Annotated in this window: 15 protein-coding genes; 9 read left to right on the top strand and 6 right to left on the bottom strand. The window is 58.4% G+C overall.

The annotated features are described in order from the left end of the window. The first annotated feature begins 83 nt into the window (after positions 1–83). Together ykgO and JZX89_RS04640 are read left to right on the top strand one after the other, a co-directional pair. Entirely contained in the window at positions 84–209 is a 126-nt protein-coding gene (gene ykgO, locus JZX89_RS04645; protein WP_003497670.1) for a type B 50S ribosomal protein L36, read from the top strand. Positions 210–310: 101 nt separating this feature from the next. Continuing rightward, entirely contained in the window at positions 311–916 is a 606-nt protein-coding gene (locus tag JZX89_RS04640; RefSeq protein ID WP_153514410.1) for a tetratricopeptide repeat protein, read from the top strand. Positions 917–981: 65 nt separating this feature from the next. On the opposite strand, the gene JZX89_RS04635 is transcribed toward JZX89_RS04640, so the two are convergent. The 3 genes from JZX89_RS04635 to JZX89_RS04625 form a co-directional block, all read right to left on the bottom strand. Next, a complete protein-coding gene (locus JZX89_RS04635; RefSeq protein ID WP_006314683.1) occupies positions 982–1239 on the bottom strand; it encodes a DUF2312 domain-containing protein in 258 nt (85 codons plus the stop codon). Between the two features lie 156 nt (positions 1240–1395). Continuing rightward, positions 1396–1701, bottom strand: coding sequence for a DUF1244 domain-containing protein (locus JZX89_RS04630; protein WP_149899528.1), 306 nt, complete (start codon positions 1699–1701; stop codon positions 1396–1398). Between the two features lie 15 nt (positions 1702–1716). Continuing rightward, entirely contained in the window at positions 1717–2505 is a 789-nt protein-coding gene (locus tag JZX89_RS04625; protein WP_207133244.1) for an N-formylglutamate amidohydrolase, read from the bottom strand. A 279-nt stretch (positions 2506–2784) separates the two neighbouring features. Here JZX89_RS04625 and JZX89_RS04620 point away from each other — a divergent pair, with 279 nt between their 5' ends. Beyond that, the gene (locus JZX89_RS04620; RefSeq protein ID WP_236776599.1) at positions 2785–3183 is read left to right on the top strand and encodes a DUF1036 domain-containing protein; all 399 of its coding nucleotides are present in this window, start codon (positions 2785–2787) and stop codon (positions 3181–3183) included. Further along, positions 3183–4622 carry a pyruvate kinase gene (gene pyk / locus JZX89_RS04615; RefSeq protein ID WP_153514407.1) on the top strand — a complete coding sequence of 480 codons (1440 nt, stop codon included), beginning with the start codon at positions 3183–3185 and terminating at the stop codon, positions 4620–4622. Before JZX89_RS04620 ends, pyk begins: the two co-directional genes overlap by 1 nt. A gap of 84 nt (positions 4623–4706) precedes the next feature. Here pyk and JZX89_RS04610 read toward each other — a convergent pair whose 3' ends face one another. Both JZX89_RS04610 and JZX89_RS04605 read right to left on the bottom strand, forming a co-directional pair. Next, positions 4707–6620: a peptidoglycan L,D-endopeptidase MepK gene (locus JZX89_RS04610; RefSeq protein WP_174373876.1), complete on the bottom strand. Its 1914-nt coding sequence runs from the start codon at positions 6618–6620 to the stop codon at positions 4707–4709. A gap of 176 nt (positions 6621–6796) precedes the next feature. Then, the gene (locus JZX89_RS04605) at positions 6797–8338 is read right to left on the bottom strand and encodes a sigma-54-dependent transcriptional regulator (protein WP_207133243.1); all 1542 of its coding nucleotides are present in this window, start codon (positions 8336–8338) and stop codon (positions 6797–6799) included. A gap of 169 nt (positions 8339–8507) precedes the next feature. Here JZX89_RS04605 and JZX89_RS04600 point away from each other — a divergent pair, with 169 nt between their 5' ends. Both JZX89_RS04600 and JZX89_RS04595 read left to right on the top strand, forming a co-directional pair. Continuing rightward, complete coding sequence (locus JZX89_RS04600) at positions 8508–10358, top strand: M3 family oligoendopeptidase (RefSeq protein ID WP_153514405.1); 1851 nt, start codon at positions 8508–8510, stop codon at positions 10356–10358. A gap of 99 nt (positions 10359–10457) precedes the next feature. Then, entirely contained in the window at positions 10458–11093 is a 636-nt protein-coding gene (locus tag JZX89_RS04595) for an aminotransferase class IV family protein (protein ID WP_207133242.1), read from the top strand. Here JZX89_RS04595 and JZX89_RS04590 read toward each other — a convergent pair. Next, positions 11090–11998: a GGDEF domain-containing protein gene (locus JZX89_RS04590; protein WP_207133241.1), complete on the bottom strand. Its 909-nt coding sequence runs from the start codon at positions 11996–11998 to the stop codon at positions 11090–11092. The two genes, JZX89_RS04595 and JZX89_RS04590, sit on opposite strands and share 4 nt — an antisense overlap. A 243-nt stretch (positions 11999–12241) precedes the next feature. Here JZX89_RS04590 and JZX89_RS04585 point away from each other — a divergent pair, with 243 nt between their 5' ends. From JZX89_RS04585 to JZX89_RS04575, 3 genes are all read left to right on the top strand, one after another. Next, positions 12242–13687, top strand: a complete 1446-nt coding sequence (locus JZX89_RS04585; protein ID WP_149899536.1) for a homospermidine synthase — start codon at positions 12242–12244, stop codon at positions 13685–13687. Between the two features lie 150 nt (positions 13688–13837). Next, positions 13838–14212, top strand: coding sequence for an outer membrane lipoprotein Omp10 (gene omp10, locus JZX89_RS04580; protein WP_153514403.1), 375 nt, complete (start codon positions 13838–13840; stop codon positions 14210–14212). A gap of 221 nt (positions 14213–14433) precedes the next feature. Continuing rightward, positions 14434–16350: a 5'-nucleotidase C-terminal domain-containing protein gene (locus JZX89_RS04575; RefSeq protein WP_207133240.1), complete on the top strand. Its 1917-nt coding sequence runs from the start codon at positions 14434–14436 to the stop codon at positions 16348–16350. Positions 16351–16627: the final 277 nt, after the last annotated feature.

Below are 16627 nucleotides of genomic sequence, written 5' to 3'. Positions count from 1 at the left end.
ACCGAAAAGAGCGCGCCCCGTTGCGCGCTTTTGATTGTTTGAATAAGCACGGTAAATGCCGTGCAAAACTGCGGACCAGTAAAATGAAAATCAAGAATTCGCTTAAAGCGCTTAAGGCCCGTCATCGCGATAACCGCCTGGTTCGCCGCAAGGGCCGCGTCTACATCATCAACAAGCAGAACCCGCGCTTCAAGGCTCGTCAGGGCTGATTGACTGCGACTGCGGTTCGCGATCAATGTCGCGGATCACTTTGTTGACAGAGCAAAACTTTGCATTTGATATTGGGCGCAGGCGGGTTAATCTTTAGCCCATGCGCCCAAATCGTTTTTGCATGTCCATCATAGTCGCTCAGGGTCTCCTGTTATCAGGAATGGCTTCCGTTGCTCATGCCGCGGATGGGCAAACCCCTGCGGTGGCGGAAGCTGCGCCTTCACCGGCCGGAACCATCGATACGCTTTTTGCGTCTCTAAAAAAAGAGCGAAATGCGGTCAAGGCGCGCAGCATCGCCAACCAGATTGCGTCCGAATGGAACGATTCCGGCAGCGCGACAATCAATCTCCTGATGCAATGGGCAGGCGAAGCCTCCGACGAAAAGCGCAACGCCGCCGCTTATGATTTTCTCGACCAGATCATTCTGCTCGATCCGGACTATGTGCAGGCACCCTATCGCCGCGCCATGGTGCATTTTGCCGATGGCGACACCCGCAAGGCGATGGCGGATATCAACCTGACGCTGGAAAAGGAGCCGCGCTATTTTCCAGCGCTGGCAAGCCTCGCCAATATCCTCGAAGCCTCCGGTCGCGAGGAACTCGCGCTAAAGGCATGGGAACGCTATCTGGCGGTCTATCCGGCAGACAAGGATGCCCGCAAACAGGCTATCGATCTTTCGGAGAAGCTGGCTGGCACACGCGGGTAAATCTGCGGGACCAAACAAAAATCGCCGCAAAAGCGGCGATTTTTTATTGAGCGATCGGTAACCGATCATTCCATACCAAGCGCCGCCATATAGGTCTGCAGGATGGTTTCTTCCTCGATACGCTCGTTGGCGTCCTTCTTGCGAAGGCGGATGATGGTGCGGATCGCCTTGGTATCGTAGCCACGACCCTTCGCCTCGCCCATGACATCCTTGATATCACCCTGAATGGCGGCTTTTTCTTCTTCGAGACGCTCGACGCGCTCGATGAACTGACGCAGTTCGGCGGCGGCGACGGTTTCGGTGGTGCTGGTTTCGTCCATCATATCATCCTTCGTAGTGGCGGCTCTTTTTGCGTGAGCCCTGTTCATTGTATCCGGGCTAAAACTTTCGCCGGTCGCCGCCAGCCGGACGGCAGAAATTCAGGCCTGTGAACTGCCCATTGCCGGGCCTCACGTCAAGTCGTTTCCGTCGATCGGGGGTTATTCCTTCGGTCTGTTCTGCTCAAAGGCGACTTTCTGGGCGTCGCTCGCCTCCGCTTGATATTTTTCCTTCCAGTCGTCATAGGGCATGCCATAGACAATTTCGCGGGATTGCTCCTTGCTGAGCGCGACGCCCGCTTCCTCTGCCGCTTCGCGGTACCAGTTGGAAAGGCAATTGCGACAGAAGCCCGCCAGATTCATCATATCGATGTTCTGCACATCGTGGCGCTCGCGAAGATGCTGCACCAGACGGCGAAAGGCGGCGGCCTCGAACTCGATCTGGTGTTTGTCGTTCTCTTTCGTCATGGGGCAACTCCAGGCTCAATAGGGGCCGGTGCGAGAGGCGAACAGCTTATATTCATGCAAAACCGGATCGTCGTTCATTGCGGCGAAAATGGGAGCGAGACGGTTCGACCAGGCCGCAATCCCCTCTTCATCCGCGATCAGATCCTGCCGAACCTCCAGAAGCGCATGCGGTATGCCCTTCATCATGCAGTGGCGGAACATGGTATCGCCCTTCAGCGCCCCGTCATAGGGTTCGTTATCGCCGACGAGAATGTCGCCGGTCGCGCGCAGATGCGCCAGAAGCGGATCGACCGCGCGATTATCCGTGTCCCAGAGCACCGCCGCATGCCAGGGCCGGGGCGTTTCCTTCCAGAAGGGCGTGTAAGAATGCAGCGACAAGACGAGGGGTGCTTCTTCCGATACTTCCGCTACGCCTTTCAGCACACGGTCCACGGCATTGTGATAAGGCCTATGAAAAACCTCGATGCGCCTTTGCCATTCCTCATCCGAAATCCGGTGATTGCCGGGAATGATCGCCCCGTCCGAGATCTTCATGATGAGAGTGGGATCATCCTCGCCGCGATTCGGATCGATCAGCAGCCGCGAAAACCGTCCGAGCACTGCCGGCACGCCAAGACGGGCGGCCAGCGACCGTGTCAACGCTTCTATGCCGATATCAAATGCGATATGGCGATGAAAAGCGGTTTGCGGAAGGCCAAGTTTGCCGTAGTGTGCCGGCAGAAGGTTCATCGCGTGGTCTGCCAGAAGGACCATGCCTTTGTCATATTCGCCTTCTATGATTTCATAAGGTATGAAGTCGTTCATCGATGATTTTCTGGGGCAGGATTGAGGAGAAAAGCTTGATGGCATGGCTTGAGGCCGGGCGCAAGTTTCGGCGCAGGAACAGCCATCTACCTTACCGCACTCACGATCCCACGAACAATATAATCGATTAAACTCGCGTTGACTTTCTTGGGCGGCCACGCCAAGAAGTGTGTTCATTATAACCATGGAATCCGGATGGAAGCCGTGACTCAGTCATCTCTCGCTCGTCCTCGCCACTTTCGGCATCTTGCCCGTCTTTTTTCCGCAGCGGCATTGTTTATGACCCCGTTTGTGTTCGTGGAGACCGCACATGCGGATTTCCGCGTCTGCAACAGCACGCAAAATCTCGTGGGGGTCGCAATCGGCTATCGTGGACAGGAGGGCTGGGTCAGTGAAGGCTGGTGGCAGGTCCCCTCCTCCACCTGCGCAACGCTGATCGAGGGTGAGCTGCAGTCGCGTTATTATTATCTTTATGCCGAAGACGCCGCCCATGGCGGCCGCTGGACCGGTGACGTCAACATGTGCGTGGCGGAAAACGAGTTCAAGATCGGCGGCGTAGACGATTGTTATGCCCGCAGCTTCCAGAGAATGGGTTTCAAGGAATATGACACGGGCAGACAGGGCAGCTGGATGGTCCAGCTTTCCGATACGCCAGGCACACAGGGAAATCAAAACTGATGAAGCGTAACCGCAAAGTCAAAATTCTTGCAACTCTCGGCCCCGCCTCCTCGGATGAGGCGATGATCGAAAAGCTGCATCTGGCTGGCGCCGATCTTTTCCGGATCAACATGAGCCACGCAAGCCACGACGTGATGCGCACGCTGATTGAGCGTATCCGCTCGGTCGAGAGCCGCAACGGCCGTCCCATCGGCATTCTGGCCGACCTACAGGGTCCCAAGCTGCGCGTCGGAAAGTTTGCCGAAACCAAGGTCGATCTGGTTCCGGGCCAGACCTTCACGCTGGACAATAACGACACACCCGGCGACAACACCCGCGTTTTCCTGCCGCATCCTGAAATTCTCGAAGCGGTCAAGCCCGGCCATCGCCTGCTGATCGATGACGGCAAGCTGCATCTGCGCGCTGAAAAGAGCGACGGCAAAAGCATCGTCACCACGGTTGTTTCCGGCACCAAGATTTCCGATCGCAAGGGCATAAGCCTGCCCGACACCCTGCTCGGCGTCGGCGTTTTGACCGACAAGGACCGTGTCGACCTTGATGCCGTTCTCGCCACCAACGAAGTGGATTGGGTCGCCCTCTCCTTCGTCCAGCGTCCGGAAGACCTGGCCGAAGTGCGCAAGATCGCGCGCGGCCGCGTTGGCCTGATGTCCAAGATCGAAAAGCCGCAGGCCGTCGAGCGTATCGAGGAAATCATCGAGCTTTCCGACGCCTTGATGGTCGCGCGCGGCGATCTGGGTGTCGAAATGCCGCTGGAAGCGGTTCCGGGCATCCAGAAGCAGCTGACGCGCGCCTGCCGTCGCGCCGGCAAGCCGGTCGTGGTCGCCACGCAGATGCTGGAATCGATGATCACCGCGCCCGTCCCGACGCGCGCTGAAGTGTCCGACGTCGCCACCGCCGTGTTCGAAGGCGCTGATGCCATCATGCTTTCGGCTGAATCGGCCTCCGGCGACTATCCGATCGAAGCCGTCTCCACCATGGCGTCCATCGCCAGCACCGTGGAACAGGATCCCTATTACTCCAACATCATCTACGCGCAGCGCCCGCAGCCGGAAGCCACAGGCGCCGACGCCATTTCGCTCGCCGCCCGCCAGATCGCCGAAACGCTGAAACTGTCGGCGATCGTCACCTACACCTCGTCCGGCACGACGGGTCTGCGTGCGGCGCGCGAACGGCCGCAGGTTCCGATCATTGCTCTTTCGCCGATCATCCAGACCGCACGCCGCCTGTCGGTTGTCTGGGGTCTGCACTGCGTAGTGACGGGCGATGCCAGCGATCTGGACGACATGGTGAACCGCGCTTGTCGCATCGTCGTTTCCGAAGGTTTCGGCAAGCCGGGCGACCGTATCATCATCTCCGCCGGCGTGCCGCTCGGCACCCCCGGTGCGACCAACATGGTGCGCATCGCCTATATCGGCTCGGACGGCCAGAGCGGCGTCTGATAAAGGAATATCCAGGCATTAAAAAACCCGCCGGCAACGGCGGGTTTTTTGTTGGCCTTTCGGCCATATCACAAAAAACAGGGCTCAGTGCATCTTCACCGGTGTGCTGAAGCGGCTGGACTCGATTGCCGCCGCGCCCGGCTTGAAGCTTGCCGAGGTGGCCGAAGCCGACATGTCGTGGCTGAGCATGCGGTTAGCGACAACACGCGGCGCCTTTACCGAGCGTCCGGTCGTACCCTTGTTCTGGTTGAGCGCCCAGTCAGAGATCGAATCCTGCGTCAGGCGACCACCACCGACCATGGCCTGATGGGAAACGGCCGCATCCTGCCTGCTCGGACGCGAGCCTTTGGTTGGCAAACCAGCAGTAAGGCCACCATTGACGGCGGGCTTCAGATCGAAGGCGTCACCGAAACCTTCCTGTGGAGCGGCCTTTGCGGTTTCAGCAGGCGCGACCGTAACCTTGTGGTTGACGGCGGCCGGGAATTGCGCGGCCGTCGGCATGGCAGCGGACTGAACCTGTGAACGGGCGGCCTGGCCGCTCTGTTCAAGCGCCGCAACCACCGTCGGCGAAAGCGTATCCTGCTGCGCCTCGGCGAGATCGTCTTCGCCTTCCTGATCAGCATTGGCGGCAGCGAGAAGAGCTTCAGCCACGGCCGGGCGATTGGCGGGAACCGGAATGGAGGCAAGCTCACCGGTCGCCGCAGGGGTCGCACCATCGGCGGAAGCCGTCAGAACTGATCCTTCCGCATCGCCTCTCATGCCACGCGGCCCGAGAAGTGTGGGTACTGGCACGGAGACTTCAGCCAGATCGGCAAATTGCTGGCGTTCGGCCGGAGCAGATGCCGGGGTCGGCGTCGTTGCAGCCTGCAAGGCGTCCTGTGCGGCATTACGGGCTGGAGAATAAAGTGCCGTCGCCAAGCCGGTATTAGCCGGCGGCTGGTTGCCGAAAGCTGGACGAGCCGTCGGCAGCGGCGCATCGTTCACGCCCGGAAGAGCTTGGGCGGAAGCCACCGCAATCGTTGGTTCTGGCTCAGGCGCTGCTTGCTGCTGCGGAGCAGCCGGCCGTGCGACCGCCGGGCGTTCTGCGGGCTCCGGCGCTGCGATGCTATCGGGATCTTCATCCTCATCACCACCACCGCCAAACAGCGCCTGCAACAGCGTCTTGCGCTTGCCACCGCCACCAGAGGAAGCGGGACCGGAACCGGCGCTGGACGCAACCTGAACGGAGGAGGAGCTGACGCGCTTCTTGTAATCCGCCAGCGCCTGCTCATAACCGGGAAGCGGCTTGCCATCGGACGGAACGTGCAGCGTATTGCCTTTCGGGAAAATACGCACGAGTTCCTGGCGGCTCATGCGTGGCCAGGCGCGAACGCCGCCGACATCCATGTGCACGAAGGGAGAGCCCGAACTCGGATAAAAGCCGACGCCGCCGATCTGCATCTGCATGCCTACTTCACGCAGGGTGGCAAGCTTCACACCGGGAATGTAAAAATCCATGGCCTTGCCGAGCATGTGCTGGCTTTTTTCCGCGACACCCTTGGTGCGCGAACGCAAGAGGCCGTTGGTCTCCGGCGAACGGAAGGCCGAGACGACATTGATATAATCGGTCGCGCCGCTGCGGCGATAAACTTCCCAGACAAGATCGAAAAGGCGCGGGTCCATGCGCGTCGGCTGGTTGCGACGCCAGTCGCGCAGGAAGCGGTTCAGCTCCTGCAGGCCCTTCTGGTCGTATTTTCCATTGCGCTTGAAGGTGATGACCGCCTTCTCGCGTGTATGGATATAATACAGTTTGAGGCTGCGCGTTTCGGCGGCGGCTTCCGTCGCCGAAACACCTACGAAAGGCATGGCGGCGAGCATCAGGCAGGCAAAGGTGACAGCGCGTGCCGACAGCTTCGTGCATATATCCTTGATCAAGCCGCGCGCAATCTTTGTCGAAAGCGCGTTATTCCGATGCAGATATGGCAATTCGATCCCCGCCTGGAAGACAATTTCTGTCACATTGCCTCAAATGAACGTCAAATACGGTGACACGATGGCAAAATTGCCACACAGATGCAACCTTCCTCTATATAGTGAATCAGCCACTAACAAGAGGTTTATAGACGGTAAGCGGATATCCTTGCTCAGAAGTTAACGAATTTCACGATCTGCCGGGCAATGCGCCATTTGCGACTTCATGCGGCATCTCGAAGCGGATCGTCGGGATCGATGCCGTAATCCTTCAGTTTTCGATAAAGCGTCGAACGGCCAATGCCGAGTTTCCTGGCGACCTGGCTCATCTGCCCGCGATAGAAACGCAGCGCGAAGCGGATAAGCTCCTCTTCGATCTCGGCCAGCTTTCGAATATTGCCCGCCTCATCCATGCTCGAGATCAGATTTCCGCCCCGGTAGATGGTGGTGGAAACATCCGATGCTTCTTCCACAACAGCGTGGCTTTCGGCGAGCGGCGGCGGCGAATAGGCAGCCAGCTTCAGCGACGATCCGGATGGCGAGCGGATGGAATCGCCCGCATCGTCCATCGCTGCGAATTCTGGCAGCTGCAACGCGATCTGCGGAAAATCGGTATCCGCCAGGTCCTCGCCCTGCGACAGCACAACGGCGCGGAAGACCGCGTTTTCAAGCTGACGAATATTGCCCGGCCAGTCATAGGCCGTCAGAAGCGCCAGCGCGCTGGCATCAAGGCCAACGGGATTGGGCAATTTCTGTTCGGCCGAAAAACGCTCGGCAAAAACCCGCGCCAGATGCGGGATGTCTTCTTTACGGCGACGCAGCGCCGGGATGGTGATCGGGAAAACGTTGAGGCGGTAATAAAGGTCTTCGCGGAAACGGCCTTCCTTCACCTCTTCGATCAGGTTCTTGTTGGTGGCGGAAATCAGCCGGACATTGACCTTCTGCACCCGTACGGAGCCGACGGTTTCGATTTCGCCCTGCTGAACCGCGCGCAACAGCTTGACCTGCACGTCCAGCGGCAGGTCGCCGATTTCATCGAGGAACAGCGTGCCGCCATCCGCTTCCATGAATTTACCGATGTGTTTTTCCGTAGCGCCGGTAAAAGCGCCCTTCTCGTGGCCGAAGAGGATGCTTTCCACCAGATTATGCGGGATGGCGCCGCAATTGACGGTGATGAACGGCTTGTTCGCCCTGTCGCCGGCCGACTGGATAGCGCGAGCAACCATTTCCTTGCCGACACCGGATTCGCCTTCCAGCACCACGGGAATGCTGGACTGGGCGGCGCGCTGCGCCAGCTCTATGACCCTCAGCATTGCCGGGCTGGCGGAAACGATATCGGTAAAATTCACTGCATTGCTCCGTCCACGCCTGCCCGTGCGGGCCTTTGCCTCTCTCCTGTCCAGCTTGAGGGCATTGGAGATGGCCGCGCCGATCCTTTCCGGCGAAACCGGCTTGACGACGAAATCGAAAGCGCCGGCGCGCATGGCCTGCACGACGGTATCGATGCCGCCCTGCCCGGTCTGAACGATGACGGGAACATCGGTGCCGAGTTCACCAACGGCTCTCAGAAAAGAAAGACCGTCCATTTCCGGCATCATGAGGTCGAGGACGATGACATTGATCTCGCCGCTATATTGCTTGAGCAGCTCCAGCCCCGCCCTGCCGTTTTCGGCAAGCAAGGCCAGATGCCCATAACGTTCCACCGCATTTTTGAGCAGGCGGCGCTGGACGGGATCATCGTCTATCACGAGAACATGCGCGGTCATTTTTGGCTCCGGTTTCCGGTTTATGGACCTGCGTCATGCGGTCCCTTGTGGCGCACTCTGGCACGGGAGACTTGAACATCCAGTTTTGAGATTTGCTTGCATTTTATCCATTGCTGCGGGAAACAAAGGCTCCATATGCTTCGCAAGCATAATCAGAAGGACGCGTTCGATGACCCTCAATCGCCTCACCCCGCCGCCCGTATTCTCCCTTGCCGAAACCTCCGGTCCAGTGCTTGGCGACCTGCCCGGCTGGAAGCTCGCGGATCTCTACCCATCGGGTGATTCACCGGAATATAAGGGCGACATCGAAAAGGCGGCGGCAATGGCGACCGCTTTTGAAGGCAAGTGGAAGGGCAAGCTTGAGGCAGCTGCAAAGGCCACGGGCGACAAGGGCATTGGCGCAGCGCTGAAGGAATATGAGGCACTGGACGACCTTATCGGCCGCATCGGCTCCTTTGCCGGGCTGACCTATTTTTCTGACACCTCGAACCCGGCGAACGGCAAATTATACGGAGATGCACAGGCGAAGTTGACGGATATTTCCGCACATCTCCTGTTCTTCACGCTTGAACTCAACCGCATCGACGATGCGACGATGGACGCATGCATGGTGAACGACGCCGCAGCGGGACACTACCGGCCTTGGCTGGTGGATTTGCGTAAGGACAAGCCGCATCAGCTTGACGACCAGCTGGAGCAGCTGTTCCTCGAAAAATCGATGACAAGTGCCTCAGCCTTCAACCGCCTGTTCGACGAAACGATGGCCGATCTGCGTTTCGACATCGACGGCGCGAGCCTTCCGCTGGAAGTGACGCTCAACATGCTGCAGGAGCCGGAGCCAGAAACCCGGAAAAAGGCGGCGGAAGCATTGAGCGCCACCTTCAAGGATAATCTGCGGGTCTTCACCCTCATCACCAACACGCTTGCCAAGGACAAGGACATTTCCGACCGCTGGCGCAAGTTCGAGGACATTGCCGATAGCCGCCATCTGGCCAACCGCGTCGAGCGTGAAGTGGTCGATGCATTGGCCGCCGCCGTAAAGAAGGCTTACCCGCGCCTTTCGCATCGCTATTACGCCATGAAGGCAAAGTGGCTCGGCATGGAGCAGATGAATTACTGGGACCGCAACGCGCCGCTTCCCGATACATCGAACACGATCATTCCATGGGATGAGGCGAAGGACACGGTGCTTTCCGCCTATGGCAATTTCGCCCCGGAAATGGCCGATATCGCCCGCCGTTTCTTCGACGAAGAATGGATCGACGCCCCGGCCCGGCCGGGCAAGGCGCCGGGCGCATTCGCGCATCCGACCGTGCCTTCGGCCCACCCTTACGTGCTCGTCAACTATCTCGGCAAACCGCGCGACGTGATGACGCTTGCCCATGAGCTTGGCCATGGCGTGCATCAGGTACTGGCCGGTCAGCAGGGCGCCTTGATGTGCGCAACACCGCTGACGCTTGCCGAAACCGCCTCCGTTTTCGGTGAAATGCTGACCTTCCGCAAATTGCTCGACGACACGAAAGACATCCGCGAACGCAAGGCCATGCTTGCCCGCAAGGTCGAGGACATGATCAACACGGTCGTGCGCCAAATCGCTTTCTACGAATTCGAGCGCAAGCTGCACACCGCCCGCAAGGACGGTGAACTGACTTCCGACCAGATCGGCGAATTGTGGCTGTCCATTCAGGCCGAAAGCCTCGGACCGGCGATCCGCATTTCCGAGGGCTACGAGACATGGTGGACCTATATCCCCCATTTCATCCATTCGCCCTTCTACGTCTATGCCTATGCCTTCGGCGATTGCCTGGTGAACTCGCTTTATGCGGTTTACCAGAAGGCCGAGACGGGGTTTCAGGAGAAATATTTCGAGCTTCTGAAAGCCGGCGGCACCAAACACCATTCGGAGCTTCTGAAGCCCTTCGGCCTTGATGCCACCGATCCCTCCTTCTGGGACAAGGGGCTTTCGATGATCGAAGGGCTGATCGACGAACTGGAAGCGCTGGACAATAAACAGGCTTAACCTCGCCAGCCGGCAAGGCTATCCTATTTCGGATAAGCTTTGCCGGTTGATGGTGCCGGCGCAGAAACCGACCATGATGACAGGCGACGAGCACAGGCAATGAAACGCAAACCCGCCGATCTGACCTTGAGAGAAACCCTGCGCTGGGAGCCGCAATCGGGCTTTCAGCGCATCGACCAGCATATGCGCCGGCTGCTGCGTTCGGCCGATGCGCTCGGTTTTCGGGCGCCGGCCAATGCGGTTGAGGCGCTGGAAAAGACGGTGGGCGGCGAAAACCCGCTCTGCGTCAGGCTGGTGATGAACTACAAGGGCGAACTCGATATCGAGACGGCCGATTTTAGTCCCATACAAACAAATGCGATCTGGCGCGTTCGTATCGCGACAAAAACCACGCTCGATTCCACGGATACCTTCTATCGTCACAAGTCGTCACGTCGCGAACCTTATGATGCCGCTCGCGCCGAGTTTTCAGCGGAGGAGGCGGATGAAGTTCTCCTGCTCAATGAACGCGGCGAGTTGTGCGAGGGATCATCGACCAGCATTTTCGTCGAAATGCCGGACGGGCAGTTGCTCACGCCACCGCTCGACAGCGGTATCCTGCCGGGTGTGTTGCGCGCCGACCTGATCCGTGAACGCAAGGCGCGCGGAAAGGCGCTGAAACCGGAGGATATCGCCGGGCGGCGGCTGTTCGTTGGTAATTCGCTACATGGGCTGATTGCGGCTGAGTTGATTTAAACAGTCACCGCCAGAAGCCGGTCGCGGCCTTTTTCCTTGGCTGCATAAAGAGCCTGATCAGCGCGCATGAAAACATCATCGGCGCTTTCCGCCATCCGATAGGCCGTCATGCCGGCCGAGCAGCTGTAAGAGAAATCCGGAAATTCGGCCAGAGGCCTTGAAAGCCGCACCCTTTGCAGCAGGCGCTCGACGATCTCCCGGCCTTCGGCAACCGAACTGCGCGGCAGGACGAGCATGAATTCCTCACCGCCGATCCTGCCGAAACAATCCACCCGGCGAATGACGGAATGGGCGATGCCGACAAAATCGCGCAGCACCGCATCTCCACATTTATGGCCGAAACGATCATTGATCTGCTTGAAAAAATCGATGTCGAGCGTGCAGAGGCAAAAGGGTGCTTCAAGCCCCTTGCCGACCCGTTCCACCTGCAAAGCCAGCTTGGCGAAAACGAAACGGCGGTTCGCCGTTCCCGTCAACTCATCCGTCTGCGAGGCGCGCACGGCCAGATCCCGGTCCTGTCGCAGCGTTCGGTAACCCTGACGCAATTCGGTGACATCGCTTGCGACGCATAGCATCCAGCCATCCTGCTGCACCGTCTCCGTCATCCAGAACCAGCGGCCGTCATACATGTCCATCTCAAAGGCGCGATATGGCAGCTTGCCGCGCCGGGACTGCGCCGACAGAAGCCAGCCCTCGAAATCCCTGTGTCGAACGACGACACCGGTTTGCAGGCGATGGTTCAGCCGCATGATATCCGCCCAGGTCGGAAATTCTTCCGGGGTAATTTGAAAGCTCTCCAGAAACGACGGGTTGGCATGCCGCAGCCGGTCTTCGGAATCGTAAAGGGCAATCAGAACGGGGGTGGCACTTTGAAGCGCTGCGACACGCTCGATGAAACTGTTCAACAGGCAATTCTCCTGTGATGGCAAAAACTCTCGTCGTCATCCGGCCAAAGCCCCCAGCACATGACCTTACGCACGAAAAGAAGAATTCGATTATAAACGCAGTCTCTAAAATGCGAAGGGGCAGAATGCGTCCGTCTGCCTGCTTTCACCCTGACCGTCATATGTCCGTCATCCACCTGCCCTTTATTGTGGCACGCTTTTATGATCTAGCTTACTTATTGGCTGAAAAAGGAAAATTGACGAATGACGGACGCAAACCATCCGATTTACGGCGATATTGACGGCCCCATCATCATGATCGGCTTCGGCTCTATCGGGCGCGGTACTCTTCCGTTGATCGAACGTCATTTCAATTTTGACAAGACCCGGCTCGTCGTTATCGATCCGCGCGAGGACATCGCCGCGTTTCTGGCCGAGAGGAACATTCAGCATATCCGCACGCATCTGACCAAGGAGAATTACAAGGAGGTTCTGAAGCCGCTGCTCAAGGGCGTTCAGGGTCAGGGCTTCTGCGTCAATCTTTCGGTCGATGCCGCCTCCGTCGATCTGATGCGGCTTTGTCGCAAACACGGCATGCTCTACATCGACACCGTAGTTGAGCCGTGGCCGGGCTTTTATTTCGATGCCGATGCCGACAATGCCTCCAGAACCAATTATTCACTTCGCGAGACCATGCTGAAAGAAAAGGCACGCAGGCCGGGCGGCACGACGGCCGTTTCCACCTGCGGGGCAAATCCCGGCATGGTGTCCTGGTTCGTGAAACAGGCGTTGATCAATCTCGCCAAGGATACCGGTCTCGAGATCGAAGAACCGCAACCGCATGACCGGGAGGCATGGGCAAAGCTCATGAAACAGCTCGGCGTCAAGGGCGTGCATGTGGCCGAGCGCGATACGCAGCGGGCGAAAGATCCCAAGCCCTTCGGCGCTTTCTGGAACACTTGGTCGGTCGAAGGTTTTATCGCCGAAGGTTTCCAGCCCGCCGAGCTCGGCTGGGGCACCCATGAAAACTGGATGCCGAAAAACGCGAAAAAACAGAAGAAGGGCAGCAAGGCGGCGATCTATCTCGATCAACCCGGCGCCAATACGCGGGTGCGGACATGGTGTCCTGGACAGGGACCGCAATATGGCTTTCTGGTCACCCACAATGAGGCGATCTCGATTTCCGACTATTTCACCGTCCGCAATGACGATGGCGAGGTGACCTATCGGCCGACCTGCCATTACGCCTATCACCCCTGCAACGACGCCATTCTTTCCTTGCATGAACTTTTCGGCAATGGCGGCATCCCCCAGCCGGTACAGCATGTGCTGGGCGAAGATGAGCTGGTCGACGGCGCCGACGAGCTGGGCGTTCTGCTTTATGGCCACAACAAAAACGCCTATTGGTACGGCTCGCGCCTGAGCCTGCAGGAGGCGCGTTCACTTGCCCCCAGCCAGAATGCGACCGGGCTGCAGGTCAGTTCCGCAGTGCTGGCCGGAATGGTCTGGGCCATTGAAAATCCGCAAGCCGGCATCGTCGAAGCGGATGAAGTAGATTACCGCCGATGCCTGGAGGTGCAGCGCCCCTATTTAGGCCCGGTCGAAGGACACTACACGGACTGGACGCCGCTCGACGGCCGCCCTGGCCTGTTTCCCGACAATATCGACACATCCGATCCGTGGCAGTTCCGCAATATTCTGGTGCGGTGAGGAAAGCGGCGTCTCATATTTGTCACGTCACCGCTTTCATGTGGGATGTGAGGAACCGGTAAGAGCAAACAACGTTGCCTTGAAATAAGGAACGCTTCACGGCATGGTCGAAACACGGAAAGTTTCATCGAATCGCAGGAGAACAGGCTCATGAACTTCAAGACAAGCGCTGCTTTGCTTTCAGCCGCCATCGCGGTGTCTTCATGCGTCGCGCCGGGTCCCTCGCAGCAGACCTCGATGGCGCCTTCGCTTTCCCGCGGCCCAGCCGTGGATGGCCGGTGGATCGATCGCAACGGCATCATATCGACGTTTCAGAACGGCGCCTTCTCCACCCGTTCGACCGACACCAACACGCTTCTGGCCTCGGGCACCTATGTGACGATTTCGCCGACGCTCTACGAAATCAACATGACATCGCTGGTGCGCAACACACAGTCGCGCGTCAACTGCGCCCTCGTCTCGCCGTCACAATTGAACTGCACGACAGACAGCAACAGCCAGTTTTCGCTGAACCGCCAGGGCTGATATCGTCGACTTTTCAATGGGATGATCTTCTGAAACGCACGCTTCCAGCGTGCGTTTTTGTTTGTCGCACACCTGTCATAATTTCGCTTGCGGCAATTGCCGCTAAATGGAAACATCCGGTTTTGAAAGACTGACATACTTTCAGCTTAAAAAATGATGGAAGCACGGTCGGATGATGATCGGCCGGCCCGGGCTTCCGCCTTGAACAGGAGAGAGGGACCATGAAGAAAATTTTGGGACTTGGCATGCTGAGCGTTTCGGCGATCACGCTTTCGGCTGGAGCGGCACTGGCCGACTACGAACTCAACATTCTCCACATCAACGATTTTCACTCCCGTATCGAATCGATCAACAAATCCGATTCGACCTGCTCGGCGGCAGAAGAAGGCAAAAACGAGTGCTTCGGCGGTGCCGCACGCCTTCTGACCGCAATCAACCAGACCCGTGATGCGCTGAAGGCTGAAGGCAAGAACGTTCTCCTGCTCAATGCCGGCGATAATTTCCAGGGGTCGCTTTTCTACACTACCTACAAGGGCACCGTTGAAGCCGAAATGCTGAACGCCATGAAGTTCGACGCCATGACCGTCGGCAATCATGAATTCGACGATAGCGAAGACGGGCTTGCCGGCTTCCTCGACAAGGTCCAGTTTCCGGTTGTGACTGCCAATGTGGTAGCCACCGCCGCCTCGAAAATCGGCGATCGCGTCAAGCCGTCCATCGTGCTTGAGGTCGGCGGCCAGAAAATCGGCATCGTTGGCGCCGTCGCCAATGACACGGCCGAACTGGCCACCCCCGGCCCCAATATCACCATTGCCGAAGATATCGCAAAAATCAGCGAACAGGTGCAGAAGCTGAAGCAGGAGGGTGTCGACAAGATCATCGCCCTTACCCATGTCGGATATCCGCGTGACCTCGAATTCATCGCGAAGATCCCGGATGTGGACGTTGTGGTCGGCGGCCACTCGCATACGCTGCTTTCAAACACCGACCAGAAGGCCGAAGGCCCTTATCCGACCCTCGTCGACAATCCCGGTGGTTACAAGGTTCCGGTCGTTCAGGCCGGGCAATACAGCAAATATCTCGGCGACCTGAAAGTCGTCTTCGATGACAGCGGCGTGGTCAAGGAAAGCAAGGGCGATCCCATCCTGATCGATTCCTCCTTCAAGCCCGACGAAGCGACACTGAAGCGCATCGATGAGCTGAAGGCGCCGATCGAGGCACTGAAAACCAAGGTCGTCGGTTCCTCGGAAGGCCCGATCGAGGGAGACCGCAAGATTTGCCGCGTCAAGGAATGCTCCATGGGCAATCTGGTAGCGGATGCAACGCTTGCGCGCGTCAAGGATCAGGGTGTTACCATCGCTTTCGCCAATAGTGGCGGGCTGCGCTCCTCCATCGATGCCGGCGATGTTTCCATGGGCGAAGTTCTGACGGTCCTGCCGTTCCAGAACACCGTTGCCACCTTCCAGCTGAAGGGCGAGGATATTCGCGCTGCCCTCGAAAACGGCGTCAGCCAGATCGACGACGGTGCTGGTCGCTTCATGCAGGTTTCCGGCATGAAATATTCCTTCGACCGGTCGAAGCCGGCTGGCAACCGCGTCGTTTCGGTTGACGTCAAGGAAGGCGAGGCCTTCGTGCCGCTCGACCCGGCCAAGACCTATATCGTTGCGGCCAATAACTACGTGCGCACCGGCGGCGACGGCTTCAAGGTCTTTGCGGAGAAGGCGATCAACGCCTATGATTTCGGCCCCAACCTTGAAGAGGCTGTCGCCGCGTTTATCACCGCCAACAGCCCCTATAAGCCCTATACGGACGGCCGCATCAATGAAGTGACGCCGGCGGGTTACGTTGCGCCGGCAAAACCTGCAGCACCTGCAACCGCCGCAACCGCACCGGCGCCGGCGGCAAGCACGCCTGCCCCTGCGGCCACACCGGCCCCGGCACCTGCGGCCACTGCACCGGCACCCGCAGCAGCGGCTGCTGCCGTCAAGTATGTCGTCGAAAAGGGCGACTCGCTCTGGAAGATCGCGGCGGAAAAATATGGCGACGGCGCGCTTTGGACAAGAATTGCCAAGGCGAACACTCTGAAACGGCCGAACCATATCGAGATCGGCGAGGAACTCGAACTTCCGGCTCAATAAGCCGCAAGCCGAGAGACAGGGCAATTTGCCGCAGACCGGAAGCCGGCCCTCAGCAAATGGGGCCGGCTTCTTATTTTTCCATAAAAAACAGGCAATTACAGGCCGTTAGCTGTCAAAAAGTATCCTGCCTGCCGCTCAACCCCGGAAATCACGTCTGCCGGTGGTTCAATCCTGAGAAAATTCGTCTAGAACACGTGAACAAATTGACGTCACGGGCGTATAGCTCGTGCATTTCCGGCAAACCCCGTCACGGTTCTCGCCGGTGTGTATAAAATAA

The organism is Agrobacterium burrii (assembly GCF_017313405.1).
Classification (GTDB): Bacteria; Pseudomonadota; Alphaproteobacteria; order Rhizobiales; family Rhizobiaceae; genus Agrobacterium; species Agrobacterium burrii.
This window is presented reverse-complemented; position numbering and strand designations above follow the sequence as displayed.

Coding starts and splice junctions, on each gene's coding strand:
- omp10 (WP_153514403.1), top strand. CDS start 13,838: ATGAACTTCAAGACAAGCGCTGCTTTGCTTTCAGCCGCCATCGCGGTG.
- JZX89_RS04605 (WP_207133243.1), bottom strand. CDS start 8,338: ATGACCGCGCATGTTCTCGTGATAGACGATGATCCCGTCCAGCGCCGC.
- JZX89_RS04640 (WP_153514410.1), top strand. CDS start 311: ATGCGCCCAAATCGTTTTTGCATGTCCATCATAGTCGCTCAGGGTCTC.
- JZX89_RS04635 (WP_006314683.1), bottom strand. CDS start 1,239: ATGATGGACGAAACCAGCACCACCGAAACCGTCGCCGCCGCCGAACTG.
- JZX89_RS04595 (WP_207133242.1), top strand. CDS start 10,458: ATGAAACGCAAACCCGCCGATCTGACCTTGAGAGAAACCCTGCGCTGG.
- JZX89_RS04575 (WP_207133240.1), top strand. CDS start 14,434: ATGAAGAAAATTTTGGGACTTGGCATGCTGAGCGTTTCGGCGATCACG.
- pyk (WP_153514407.1), top strand. CDS start 3,183: ATGAAGCGTAACCGCAAAGTCAAAATTCTTGCAACTCTCGGCCCCGCC.
- ykgO (WP_003497670.1), top strand. CDS start 84: ATGAAAATCAAGAATTCGCTTAAAGCGCTTAAGGCCCGTCATCGCGAT.
- JZX89_RS04600 (WP_153514405.1), top strand. CDS start 8,508: ATGACCCTCAATCGCCTCACCCCGCCGCCCGTATTCTCCCTTGCCGAA.
- JZX89_RS04585 (WP_149899536.1), top strand. CDS start 12,242: ATGACGGACGCAAACCATCCGATTTACGGCGATATTGACGGCCCCATC.
- JZX89_RS04620 (WP_236776599.1), top strand. CDS start 2,785: ATGACCCCGTTTGTGTTCGTGGAGACCGCACATGCGGATTTCCGCGTC.
- JZX89_RS04625 (WP_207133244.1), bottom strand. CDS start 2,505: ATGAACGACTTCATACCTTATGAAATCATAGAAGGCGAATATGACAAA.
- JZX89_RS04630 (WP_149899528.1), bottom strand. CDS start 1,701: ATGACGAAAGAGAACGACAAACACCAGATCGAGTTCGAGGCCGCCGCC.